The following is an 11936-nucleotide window of genomic DNA, read 5'->3' as shown; positions in this document are numbered from 1 at the left end:
ACACGGAGGGAGGAGGGGGCTTTTCCCTTCCCGGTACCGGAAGGACCGGAAGGCTCGCCCCGAACATCTGATGACAACCCCGCTGTGGAGATCACGCGAACCCAAGAGCAGCTACGACGTGATCGTCGTCGGTGCCGGCGGGCACGGACTGGCGACCGCCTACTACCTTGCCCGCGAACACGGCATCACCGACGTCGCCGTTCTGGAACGCGGCTGGTTGGCGGGCGGAAACATGGCCCGCAACACCACCATCATCCGTTCCAACTACCTGTGGGGCGCCAGCGCCGGTATCTACGAGCACGCACTGCGGCTCTGGGAGGGACTGGAGGAGGACCTCGGACAGAGCGTGCTGTTCAGTCAGCGCGGTGTGCTCAACCTCGCGCACACGACCCATGACGAGCGGGAGTCCGTACGCCGGGTCAACGCCAACCGCCTGAACGGCATCGACGCGGAGTGGCTCACCCCGGAGGAGGTCAAGAAACTCGTCCCGATCATCGACATCAGTCCCGAACTGCGCTACCCGGTCCTGGGCGCGACCTTCCAGCCCCGGGCCGGCGTCGCCAAACACGACTACGTCGCCTGGGCGCTGGCCAGCGGTGCCGACCGGCTGGGAGTGCACCTGGTGGAGAACTGCGAGGTCACCGGGTTCACCCGCAACGGGGACACCATCACCGGGGTGGAGACCACCCGCGGCCCGATCTCCGCCGGCAGAGTGGCGCTGTCCGCCGCGGGCCACACCTCCGTCCTCACCGAGACGCTGGGGCTGCGCCTGCCCGTGCAGAGCCACCCGTTGCAGGCCCTGGTGTCCGAGGTCATGGAACCGGTGATCGACACCGTCGTCATGTCCAACACGGTGCACGTCTACGTGCACCAGGCGGACAAGGGAGAACTCGTGCTGGGCGCGGGTATCGACGCCTACAACGGCTACAGCCAGCGCGGCTCCCCGGCCACCATCGAGAACCAGGTCGCCGCCGCCGTCGCGCTCTACCCCGTCTTCGGACACGCGCACACCCTGCGCACGTGGGGCGGAGTCGTGGACGTATCCCCCGACGCCTCACCGATCATCGGCCTGACCCCGTTCAACGGTCTCTACCTCAACTGCGGTTGGGGAACCGGAGGCTTCAAAGCCACCCCCGGTGCCGGCCACGTGTTCGCCGACACCATCGCGAACGACCGGCCGCACCCGCTCGCCGAGCCGTACTCACTCGACCGGTTCCGCACCGGGGCACTGGTTGACGAACACGGAGCGGCCGCCGTCGCGCACTGACCAACAGCAGGGAGGACACGATGCTACTCATTCCGTGCCCATGGTGCGGAGAGCGGGACGAGAGCGAGTTCTGCTACGGAGGGCAGGCCCGCGTGAGCTATCCGCCCGACCCGTGGGAACTGGACGACGCTGAGTGGGCCGAGTTCCTGTTCGTCCGGGACAACCCGAAGGGATGGTTCGCGGAACGGTGGGTGCACACCTCCGGGTGCCGGCGCTGGTGCGACGTGCTCCGTGACACCGCCACCAACCGCGTCGCCGGCTCCTCCCGCCCCGGGGGCGCCCTCCCGGAGGTGGCCGTATGACGGGACGGCGCATCACCACGGACAACAGCGCTCACACGGACACCGAGACCGTTCCGGTCGTCGTCAACGGTCAGGAGCTGACCGGCCGGGACGGCGAACCGCTCTCCGCCACACTCCTGGCCAACGGCGTCGCCGCCGTGGGAAGCGGAACCTACACGGGACGGCCGCGCGGCGTCGTCGGGATCGGCCTCGAGGAACCCAACGCCTACGTTCGGGTGGACTCGTCCCCCGGCGACTCCATGACCCAGGCAACCCGGGTGGAGACACACGCGGGGCTGCGTGCGGCCGGCCTGGCCGGATACGCGCGGCTACCCGAGGACCGGGACGCCGCACCGGGCGACAGGATGTGGGCGCACTGCGACGTGCTCGTCGTGGGAGGCGGGCCCGCCGGGATCGCGGCCGCCATGGCCGCGGCACGTGCCGGGAGCCGTGTCGTCCTCGCCGAGGACGGGCCGCGGCTGGGGGGCGACCTCGTCGGAAGCCAGCGGAGCGTGGACGGGCTGACGGCGGGGCAGTGGACCGAGGCCGCACGCACCGACCTGGAGAGCGAACCCGAGGTACGCATCCTCACCCGCACCACCGTCACCGGCCATTACTACCACGGCGACGTGACCGCGCTGCAGCGCCGCGACCACACGCACCGCCTGTGGCACATCCGGGCGGCACGCGTCGTCCTGGCGACCGGCGCCCTGGAACGGCCCGTCGCTTTCGACGGAAACGACCGGCCGGGAACGATGCTCGCCGGAGCCGCCGCCCGTTACGCGCGCCGGCACGGAGTGCTGGCGGGGGAGAACGCCGTCGTCCTCTCCTGCCACGACGAGGCGTTGTGGTCGGCGGTGGAACTGCACGACGCCGGCGCGGCACTCGTGGCCGTGGCCGACGCGCGCCCCGCGCCGGGCGCTGTCCCGGTGGAGGCGCTGCACGAGCGCGGGGTCGCGGTCCGCACCTCGAGCGGCGTCACCCGCACCACCGCCGACGCCGAGGGTCGGGTGGACGGGGCCGCTGTCGCCCCGATCGACGCCGGGGGAGAGGCCACCGGCGCTGAGGAGGAGCTCGCCTGCGACCTGGTCGCGGTGTCCGGCGGGTACGACTCCGCGATCGCCCTGGCGACCCATATCGGGGGTCAGGCGCGTTGGGACCCCGCCGCTGCCGGGGTTCTGCCCGAGACCCTGCCCGCAGGGGTCCACTGCGTGGGAGCGGCACGCGGTACCCGCGAGGTCCAGGCGGCTGTGGACGAGGGACGCAAAGCCGGCCAGGCCGCGGCGCGGGGCAGTGAGGAGGAGGTCCTCGGAACACCTGTCAGCAGTGGAGACACCCCGCCGGCCGCGTTGTGGACCGTGCGGGGGCCGGAGACCGACCCGGCCCGGGTGTTCGTGGACATGCAGCGCGACGCCACGCTGGCGGACATCCGTTCGGCCCTCGCGGCAGGGATGTTCTCCATCGAGCACGTCAAACGGCACACCACCATCGGCACCGGCCCCGACCAGGGGCGGACCTCGGGAGTGCTCACGTCCGGAATCGTGGCCCAGGAGACGGGACGCACGGTACGGGAAGTGGGAGGGACGACCGCGCGCCCGCCGTACGTTCCGGTCCCGTTCACCGCCATGGCCGGGCTGGACCGCGGGGAACTGCTGGTCCCCGCCCGACGCACCCCCATGCACGAGTGGCACGTCTCCCACGGAGCCGTGTTCGAGGACGTGGGCCAGTGGCGACGGGCACGGTACTACCCGCGCGGCACCGAGGACATGCGCTCCGCCGTCCTGCGGGAGTGCGCCGCCACCCGGGAAAGCGTGGGAGTGCTGGACGCGTCCACACTCGGCAAGATCATGGTGGAGGGACGCGACGCCGGGGCGTTCCTGGACCGGATCTACACCGGGAACTTCTCCACGCTGCGTACCGGAAAGTGCCGCTACGGCGTCATGTGCACGGCCGACGGGATCGTGCTGGACGACGGGGTAGCGGTCCGGCTGGGTGAGTCCAGCTTCATGGCGACCACCACCACCGGCAACGCCGAGACGGTGCTGTCCTGGATGGAGGAGTGGCTGCAGACGGAGTGGCCGCACATGTGCGTGCACGTCACGCACGTCACCGACCATTGGGCCACCATCAGCGTGGTCGGCCCCCGCTCCCGGGACGTCGTCGCCCAGCTCGCCCCCGACCTGGACGTGTCCGCCGAGGGGTTCGAGTTCATGACCGTGCGGGAGGCCCACGTGCTGGGGGTTCCGGCCCGGATACTGCGAGTCAGCTTCACCGGAGAGCTCACGTTCGAGATCAACGTCCCAGCGTGGTACGGGCAGGCGGTGTGGGAGGCCGTCATGGCCGCGGGGGCGCCCTACGGCATCACCCCCTACGGCACCGAGACCATGCACGTGCTGCGCGCGGAGAAGGGGTTCATCGTCGTCGGGCACGAGACCGACGGCAACGTCACCCCGGTGGACGCCGGTCTGGGATGGGCCGTCTCCAAACGCAAGGACTTCATCGGCAAACGCTCGCTGTGGCGCCCGGACCTCGCGCGTGACGACCGGGAGCAACTGGTCGGGCTGCTTCCCGAGGACACGGGGCACGTGCTCGCGGAGGGGGCGCAGCTGGTGGACACTCCTCCCGCTACACCGGTGACCCGGGAACGACCGCACCCGCCGCAGGGCCGTGTGACCTCCTCCTACGCCAGCGCGGCGATGGAACGCTCGTTTGCCCTGGGACTGTTGCGCGGCGGACGCGACCGGCACGGCGAACGGGTGTACGCGGTCCACCTGGATCAGACCGAGCCGGTACTGGTGACGGATCCGGTGTTCTACGACAAGGAGGGCAGCCGCCGTGATGGATGAGACGCAGACCGCCAGGGACCCACTGCCCCGGATCGAACCGAGAAGCCCGGCAGATCATCTTGCCGGAGCGTGTGCCGCCGCGAGTTCGCCGGCCCGTGCCACGGTGCGTGAACTGCAGTTCCTCGCCCAGGTGGAGCTGAGAGTCAACGAGGAGGACGAGCAGGCGGCCGCGCGGATGGCGGGCGAGTTCCTCGGCTGTGAGCTCCCCCCGCCCGGCCGCGTGACGGGCCGGGGGAGCCCGTACGCCCTGTGGTGCGGCCCCGGCTGGTACCTGATCGTCGACCCCAACGCCACTGGGCGAGGGCTGCACACCGCGTTGTCCACGGCCCTGGGAGGCGAGTACGGCTCGCTGTGCGGCAGCGTCGTGGACGTCTCGGCGCAGCGTGCCATCCTGGAGCTGAGCGGACCCGCCGCCCGCGACGTGCTCGCGCACGGCTGCACCCTTGACCTGCACCCCCGCGCGTTCGGCCCGGGAGACTACGCCCAGACCCTGTTGGCCAAAGCCACCGTCGGTATCCACCAGACCGCCGAGACCGACGACGGTCCGGTCTACCGCCTCCTCGTACGATCCTCCTTCACCGACTACTTGGTCCGCTGGCTCCTAGACGCGACGGAGTGGTGCACGCCAGTGGACTGAGTGAGTAAAGGGAGCCGATATGACCACGCTGACCTGTGAAAACAGGAGGTGGAAGGCGCCTGTCCAGGGATCGTTAAGATTGCACCACTATCGTGGAGAGCATGGCTTCCAACGACCACCGCACAGGAAACAGCCCGAGCACGCCAGATGACGAACAGTTTGAGCGGGCGGGTGGTGAAGCGGAGTCTGTCAGGGCAGCCTCCGGCAAGGAGGGGGCTCCGGTCCAGTCGGTGGACCGTGCCATCACCGTCTTAGAGATTCTCGCCCAGCAGAAGGACGCCGGGGTTACCGAGATCGCTGCTGAGCTCGGGGTGCACAAGTCCACCGCGTTCCGACTGGTCGGAGCTCTGGAACGTCGCGGTCTGGTGGAACAACCAGGATTGCGTGGCAAGTACCAATTGGGCTTTGGCATAATCCGACTGGCCGGCGCGATGGCGGCAGGGCTCGATCTGACCCAGCAGAGCCGCCGTGTTTGTGAGGACCTGGCGGCCGAGCTCGGTGAGACGGTCAACATCGCGATCCCCAGTGGCGACATGGTTGTCAACATCGACCAGGTTCGCGGTGCTTCCGCCGTGGTCACACAGAACTGGATCGGTCGACAGAACCCTCCGCACTCCACCTCCAGCGGCAAGGTGCTGCTGGCGTTCATGCGCCAATCCGATCAACGACGGGTGCTGCGAGGACATCTGGAAGCTCTTACCCCTAGCACCATTACCGACCCCGATGCGCTACGCGCCGAACTCGACGACATCCTGGAACGCGGATTCGCCACTGCGGTGGAGGAGCTCGAGTACGGCCTGAACGCTGTCGCCGCCCCCGTCCGCGGTATCACCGGCGAGGTGATCGCCGCTGTCAGCGCGTCCGGACCCTCGTACCGGATGACGGAGGACAAACTGTTGCCGCTCGGTGAGGCTGTTGTGAAAGCCGCCGTCGAGATCTCCACTCGTATGGGACACATGGAAGTGGCTTCCTGAACGTCCGTGGGGCGCCGGACTCACGCGCCCCGGGCCGTGGTGATGAACCGGACCGCATGCTCGGCGATCTTCCCGACACTCGGGGAGACGTCGAGTGTGACACCAGCCTCGTCACTCTCGAGCGGCTCCAATTCCTCCTGCTGGGAGGGCAGTAGCCCGGCCGGCATGAAATGGTCCGAACGCTGTTCCAACCGTTGGGCGATGACCGGCGTGGGGCCGTCCAAGTGCAGGAAGCACGTCTCTGCGGATCCACTACGGAGAGTATCACGGTAACTGCGTTTCAGGGCGGAGCACGCCATGAGCGTGTCCTGACCGCGGCGCTCGTGGTCGGCGATCCACTCCGCCAGTGCCGTCAGCCAGGGGTGGCGGTCCGCGTCGGTCAGTGGTTCCCCCGCCGCCATCTTGGTGATGTTGGCCGCGGGGTGGAACCGGTCGGCCTCCGCGCAGGGCAGCTCCAACCGTTGCGCGACACACTGCGCGACCCTGCTCTTGCCGCTGCCGGACACTCCCATGAAGACGAAATGCATGCCCCCGTGCTCCTTCTCGCGACGCGCGTGGATGGGAAGCACCCTACCCATAATGGTGATATCAATGAATCCCGAAACGCAGTGCGCGCCACCCGCACCCGGCCCGCCCTCTGGGACCATGGCACCCATGGCCGCCGAAGCCGACCCACGCACCCTGCACAACCGGGTACTCGCCGACATCGGCCCCGCGATCGCCGCGGGCGAGTACGCGCCCGGCCACGTCTTCACCCTCGACCGGCTGGAACGCGACTACGACGTCTCCCGGACCGTGGCCCGGGAGGCGGTGCGGGTACTGGAATCCATGCGGATGGTGGTCAGCCGCCCCCGCACCGGCGTACGTGTTCGTCCGGCCGCGGAGTGGAGCGTCTACGACCCCCAGCTCATCCGCTGGCGGCTGGCCGGCCCCGGCCGGATAGAACAACTGCGTTCGCTCACCGAACTCCGGGCGGCCGTCGAGCCCCCGGCGGCGGCCGCGGCGGCGCGGCGCGCCTCGCCGCACCAGTGCGAACGGCTCGTGGAGACCAACCAGCGGATGCTGGAGGCCGGGTCCGGCACCGGCGGCGACCCCGCCGCGTTCCTGGAGTGCGACATCGAGTTCCACCGTCGGATCCTGGAACTGTCCGGTAACGAGATGTTCGCGGGACTGTCCGGTGTCGTCGCCGAGGTCCTCGCCGGGCGCACCAACTACGAACTCATGCCGCACCCTCCCAGGCCGGAAGCCCTGTCCCTGCACACTCACGTCGTCAACGCGGTCCGTGACGGCCTCCCCGCCGTGGCGGAGGCGTCCATGCGCGCGATCGTCGAGGAGGTCGTCACGGCCCTGGACGACGCGGGGGAGTGACACGGCGCGGGCCCTGTCGGGGCGGTCAGACCAGCAGACTCACCGCGAAGGCGAGGGTGAAGCCCACCGTTCCGACCAGCGTCTCCATCACGGTCCAGGTGCGCAGTGTGGTCGAGGCGTCCATCCGCAGGAAGCGGCCCACCAGCCAGAACCCCGAGTCGTTGACGTGGGAGAGGACGGTGGACCCGCACGCGATGGCGATGACGATGAGCGACAGCTCGACGCTCGAGGTGTCCGGTGCGGCCTCCACCGCGGGGGCGACGAGCCCCGCCGAGGTCGTCAGGGCGACCGTCGCCGACCCCTGGGCCACCCGTAGCGCGGCGGCGATCACGAACGCCGCCACGATGACGGGCAGACCGGTCGACTCCAGGGCCGTGGCGAGTGCCGTCCCGATGCCGCTGGCCTGCAGCACGCCCCCGAACATCCCGCCGGCGCCGGTGATCAGCAGGAGCGCGCACACCGGCCCCAGGGCGTCGTTGACGATCCTCTCGACGTTTCCGCGCGAGTAACGTCCGTACCCCAGAATCGCCATCGCCGTGATCGCCGTGATGAGCAGGGCCACCGGCGTCTCGCCGACGAGCGTGAGCGCCTGGACCCACGGGCTTCCTCCGTCGAGGGTCCCGGCCTCGACCAGGGTGGTGGTGCCGGTGTTGCAGAGGATCAGCAGCATCGGAAGCACCAGGACGGACACGACCGTCAGCAGCCGCGGCGGCCGGTGCGCGTCGAACTGCTCGTCCGGGACCTCCTCGGGCGGGTCGATCCGGAAACGGTGCCCCGCGTAGCGGGAGTAGAGGTAGCTGCCCAGGTACCAGGTGGGTACGGCCAGGACCAGACCGACGAGCATCGTGGTCCCCATGTCCGCGCCGATGAGGCCGGCAGCTGCCACCGGACCGGGGTGCGGTGGGACGAAGGCGTGCATGATGGCGAACGCCCCCGCCACTGGCAGCGCGTAGAGCAGTACGGAACCGCCGACGCGCCGTGCCACGGTGAACACGATCGGGAGCATGACGATGAAACCGGCGTCGAAGAATATCGGGAGCCCGAAGACGAGGGAGGCCACTCCCAACGCCAGCGGCGCCCTCCGCTGGCCGAAGGTGCTGATCAGCCGCTGGGAGAGGACCGCCGCACCGCCGGTGATCTCCAGCATCCTGCCGATCATCACCCCGAGCCCGACGAGCAGTCCGACGTTGGCCAGGGTCTCTCCGAACCCGCTGAGGAGGGTGTCGGCGATGTCCTCCAGCGGGACCCTGGTCGCCAGGGCGACCAGGAGGCTCACCAGGGTGAGGGAGACGAAGGCATGTAGTCGGACCTTCATCACCAGTACGAGGAGAAGGGCGATCGCGGCTGCCGTGATGGCGAGCAGCGGTCCCGTGCTGTAGGCGGGTTCCATGGGTTCCACACGATCCTCCGGCGTATAGGACGGGGAGAGGGGAATGTGACCTGAGCCATAAACCGACCCAATGGTAATACCATTGAACGGTAGTTGTGGCACACGGCGGCCGTGATCGTTATGCCGGTTATATAGAGAAAGGGCGTTTCGGCGGCGCTGGTGTGTGCCAACGGGCCGCGCTGGCCGCGAACGCCGAACGGCGGCCGCATGGCGCTCCCCCGTCGTACCGCCGGGTGTGGGACCGGTGCGTCCGGACCGGAAAAGACACCCGGACGGTCCGCGGACGCGGTCCTTGATCGCGGGGCCGGCGGGTACGGGAGTACCCTCGCACGGGCTGGTGACGACACCTGCGGTCAGCCCCCGGTCGGCGGAGGTGGGGTGCCGCCGGGCCCGTGGAGAGCGGGGCCGGGCGGCCGCCTCCGCCGGGCGAGCCGCGTAACCGGTGGGTGGGGGCAGCCGGCACGGAGAGTCCGCGGCAAGCCCGGAGGCCGTCTGTCGCGACCGTGCCAGCCGACGTCCCGGAGCGGGGTTTTCGAGAAAGCGGACGAATGTACAGGTTGAACAACTACGTGCGCCGGTACGCGTGGGGTTCCACGACCGTGCTCCCACGGCTGCTCGGTGAACCCCCGGACGGCACGCCCCAGGCCGAACTGTGGGTCGGTGCCCACCCCAGCGCGCCCAGCTCCGCACGGACCCCGGACGGTCCCGTCCCCCTCGACCGTGTCATCGCGGCCCAACCGGAGCGGATGCTGGGAAAGCGGGCCGCCCGCTCCTTCGAGGGCCGTCTTCCGTTCCTGTTGAAGGTCCTCGCCGCGGAGGCGCCGCTGTCCCTCCAGGCGCACCCCACGGCCGGGCAGGCGCGTACGGGATACGCCGCCGAGGAGGCCGCCGGGGTCCCGGCGGACGCTGAGCACCGCAACTATCCGGACCCGCGCCACAAGCCCGAGATGCTGCTCGCGCTGGGGCGGTTCGAGGCCCTGTGCGGCTTCCGCGCCCCTGAGGAGGTGTTGGGGGACCTGCGGGGATTCCAGTGTGAGCTCGCACGGGTCCTGCGAAGCGACCTCGCTTCCGGGGACGCTCCCTCGGGGCTCCGCGCCGCCCTGACACGGCTCCTGACGCTGTCGCCCGGCCACCGGAACGAGCTCGTCACCGCGTTCACGAGGGAATGGCAGCGGCGGGGGAGGGGAACCCACGCCGACGTCATCCCCGAGCTCGCGCGTCGGTACCCGGGTGACGCGGGTGCGGCGGCCGCCCTGCTGCTCCGGCGGGTGACACTGGAACGCGGCCAGGCGCTCTACCTGCCGGCCGGAAACGTGCACTCCTACCTCGGAGGGACCGCGGTCGAGGTGATGGCCAACTCGGACAACGTGCTGCGGGCCGGACTCACCGGGAAGCACGTCGACCCTTCCGAACTGCTGCGTGTCGTGGACTTCTCCGCACGGCCCGTTCCCTACGTTCCGCCCTCCCGGGGGGACGGGATCCTGGAGTACCGGACACCGGCGCCGGAGGTGGCGCTGTCGGCCATGGGGCCGGGAACTGTCGACGGCCGCCTCACCGGCGGCACACCCTGGGGTGTTCTCGTGCTGGAGGGAAACGTGGAGCTGCGCTCCCGCGCGGGCGGTGTGCGGCTCGGTGGCGGCGGGTCGGCGTTCGTTCCCGCCCACGAGGGGGAGGTGCGGGTCGCGGGAGAGGGCTATCTGGTCGCGGCCACGGTGTGCGAGACCGAACCCGCCGGCCAGGCCGCGCCGGCGGAGGGGCGGGAGGCCAGCGGTCGGGAAGCCAGCGGGTTCGGCTCGTGACCCCTCACCCCAGGGAGGAGCCGATCGCCACGTTGCCGGTGAGCAGGTCACGGGCGATGGTGCGGCGCTGGATCTCGTCGGTTCCCTCGAATATCCGCAACAGCCGCAGGTCGCGGTACCAGCGCTCGATGGGGAGCTCACGGGTGTAACCCATGCCGCCGTGGATCTGCATGACCCGGTCGACGATCTCGTTGGCCTTGACCCCGCCGTAGAGCTTGGCGATGGACTGCGAGTGCCTGGACCCGCGGTCGTCGCTCTGGTCCGCCCGCCACGCGGCGTGCAGGACGAGCAGCCGCAGGGCCTCGATCTCCGTCTCGGAGTCGGCGATCATCCACTGGATCGCCTGCCGGTCGGCGATGGGGGAGCCGAACGTCTCGCGTGTGTTGGCGTACTCGATGCTCTTGCCGAGCAGCCGTTCGCACCCTCCCAGGGCGCGTGCGGGAAGCAGGTAGCGCCCCTTACCGATCCAGCGCATGGCGAGCGCGAACCCCTGGCCGACCTCGCCGAGCACGTTCTCCTCCGGGACCCGCACCTCGTCGAAGATCAGTGACGCGGGTCGGCGCTCTCCCATGGTGTCGATGGGTTCGGAGGTCCACCCCGCCTCCCGGTCGACGAGAAAGCAGGTGACCCCGCCGTTGGCACCCAGCTGGGGGTCAGTGACCGCGAACACCATGGCGAAGTCGGCTTCGTGGCCGTGCGTGATGAAGGTCTTCTCCCCGTTGATGACCCACTGGCTCCCCTCCTTTCGCGCCCGCGTGCGGATGGCTTTGGCGTCCGATCCGGCCCCGGGTTCGGTTATGGCGAAGCAGGAGCGGCGGTCCCCGTTGATCGTGGGGAGGAGGTAGCGCTCTCTCTGCTCCTCGTTGGCGTAGTACAGGATGTTGTCCGCCTCACCGCCGAAGCGGAACGACAGGAACGTCCGGCCCAGCTCGATCTCGATGAGTGCCGCCGTGACGGCGTCCAGCCCCATCCCCCCGTACTCCGTGGGGGTCTGCACCCCCCAGAAGTCGGCCTTGCGGGCGGTGTGTTGCAACCTGTCCCGCTCCTCGGCGTTCAGTCCGGGCTCGGCGCCTTCCCGTTCCCGGCGCAGGACCTCGTTCTCCAGCGGCATGAGCTCACGTTCGACGAACGTGCGTACCCAGTCGCGGATCTCTCGCTGCTCGTCGGACAGCGCGAAATCGACCATCTCTCGCTCTTTCGTGACAAACAAACCTAACGCTGTTTGGTTTTGAGCGTAGGAGCCGCGCGTCCGTGTGGCAAGGGAGGAGAACAGCGCCGCTGCCACGGAAACGGCGTGGCAGGAGGGCAGCCTGTGGACATCGGGGGAGAGCGTTTCGCTCGCGGCCGCCGCCTGCTAGGTTCCCGATGCGGTGG

10 protein-coding genes are annotated in these 11936 nt (G+C 69.7%); 7 read left to right on the top strand and 3 right to left on the bottom strand.

Going from position 1 to position 11936, the window contains the following annotated elements:
• The first annotated feature begins 70 nt into the window (after positions 1-70).
• From FHX37_RS10295 to FHX37_RS10275, 5 genes are all read left to right on the top strand, one after another.
• Entirely contained in the window at positions 71-1267 is a 1197-nt protein-coding gene (locus tag FHX37_RS10295) for a sarcosine oxidase subunit beta family protein (RefSeq protein WP_141923706.1), read from the top strand.
• 20 nt (positions 1268-1287) lie between these two features.
• The gene (locus FHX37_RS10290) at positions 1288-1569 is read left to right on the top strand and encodes a sarcosine oxidase subunit delta (protein WP_141923705.1); all 282 of its coding nucleotides are present in this window, start codon (positions 1288-1290) and stop codon (positions 1567-1569) included.
• Positions 1566-4394 carry an FAD-dependent oxidoreductase gene (locus FHX37_RS10285; protein WP_141923704.1) on the top strand — a complete coding sequence of 943 codons (2829 nt, stop codon included), beginning with the start codon at positions 1566-1568 and terminating at the stop codon, positions 4392-4394. Before FHX37_RS10290 ends, FHX37_RS10285 begins: the two co-directional genes overlap by 4 nt.
• A 103-nt stretch (positions 4395-4497) precedes the next feature.
• A complete protein-coding gene (locus FHX37_RS10280) occupies positions 4498-5031 on the top strand; it encodes a sarcosine oxidase subunit gamma (protein ID WP_246062227.1) in 534 nt (177 codons plus the stop codon).
• A gap of 230 nt (positions 5032-5261) precedes the next feature.
• On the top strand, positions 5262-6005 hold the full coding sequence (locus FHX37_RS10275) for an IclR family transcriptional regulator (protein ID WP_246062384.1): 744 nt from the start codon (positions 5262-5264) through the stop codon (positions 6003-6005).
• Positions 6006-6025: 20 nt separating this feature from the next.
• Here the strand turns inward: FHX37_RS10275 and FHX37_RS10270 are convergent, their stop codons facing one another.
• Positions 6026-6532 carry a gluconokinase gene (locus FHX37_RS10270; RefSeq protein WP_141923701.1) on the bottom strand — a complete coding sequence of 169 codons (507 nt, stop codon included), beginning with the start codon at positions 6530-6532 and terminating at the stop codon, positions 6026-6028.
• 127 nt (positions 6533-6659) lie between these two features.
• On the opposite strand from FHX37_RS10270, the gene FHX37_RS10265 reads away from it, so the two are divergent.
• Positions 6660-7373, top strand: a complete 714-nt coding sequence (locus FHX37_RS10265; RefSeq protein ID WP_141923700.1) for a FadR/GntR family transcriptional regulator — start codon at positions 6660-6662, stop codon at positions 7371-7373.
• A 25-nt stretch (positions 7374-7398) separates the two neighbouring features.
• On the opposite strand, the gene FHX37_RS10260 is transcribed toward FHX37_RS10265, so the two are convergent.
• The gene (locus FHX37_RS10260) at positions 7399-8772 is read right to left on the bottom strand and encodes a GntP family permease (RefSeq protein ID WP_141923699.1); all 1374 of its coding nucleotides are present in this window, start codon (positions 8770-8772) and stop codon (positions 7399-7401) included.
• 539 nt (positions 8773-9311) lie between these two features.
• On the opposite strand from FHX37_RS10260, the gene manA reads away from it, so the two are divergent.
• A complete protein-coding gene (gene manA, locus FHX37_RS10255; RefSeq protein ID WP_141923698.1) occupies positions 9312-10562 on the top strand; it encodes a mannose-6-phosphate isomerase, class I in 1251 nt (416 codons plus the stop codon).
• A 4-nt stretch (positions 10563-10566) separates the two neighbouring features.
• Here the strand turns inward: manA and FHX37_RS10250 are convergent, their stop codons facing one another.
• Positions 10567-11748, bottom strand: coding sequence for an acyl-CoA dehydrogenase family protein (locus tag FHX37_RS10250; RefSeq protein WP_141923697.1), 1182 nt, complete (start codon positions 11746-11748; stop codon positions 10567-10569).
• Positions 11749-11936 lie beyond the last annotated feature (188 nt).

Origin of the sequence: Haloactinospora alba, from assembly GCF_006717075.1 — a bacterium.
Lineage (GTDB): Bacteria > Actinomycetota > Actinomycetes > Streptosporangiales > Streptosporangiaceae > Haloactinospora > Haloactinospora alba.
Note: the sequence above shows the minus strand (reverse complement) of the source record. Positions and strands in the feature narration are given on the sequence as shown.

What these genes read in the sequence shown, in the direction of transcription:
- FHX37_RS10295 (WP_141923706.1), top strand. Translation starts at nt 71, where the DNA reads ATGACAACCCCGCTGTGGAGATCACGCGAACCCAAGAGCAGCTACGAC.
- FHX37_RS10285 (WP_141923704.1), top strand. Translation starts at nt 1,566, where the DNA reads ATGACGGGACGGCGCATCACCACGGACAACAGCGCTCACACGGACACC.
- manA (WP_141923698.1), top strand. Translation starts at nt 9,312, where the DNA reads ATGTACAGGTTGAACAACTACGTGCGCCGGTACGCGTGGGGTTCCACG.
- FHX37_RS10250 (WP_141923697.1), bottom strand. Translation starts at nt 11,748, where the DNA reads ATGGTCGATTTCGCGCTGTCCGACGAGCAGCGAGAGATCCGCGACTGG.
- FHX37_RS10265 (WP_141923700.1), top strand. Translation starts at nt 6,660, where the DNA reads ATGGCCGCCGAAGCCGACCCACGCACCCTGCACAACCGGGTACTCGCC.
- FHX37_RS10290 (WP_141923705.1), top strand. Translation starts at nt 1,288, where the DNA reads ATGCTACTCATTCCGTGCCCATGGTGCGGAGAGCGGGACGAGAGCGAG.
- FHX37_RS10270 (WP_141923701.1), bottom strand. Translation starts at nt 6,532, where the DNA reads ATGCATTTCGTCTTCATGGGAGTGTCCGGCAGCGGCAAGAGCAGGGTC.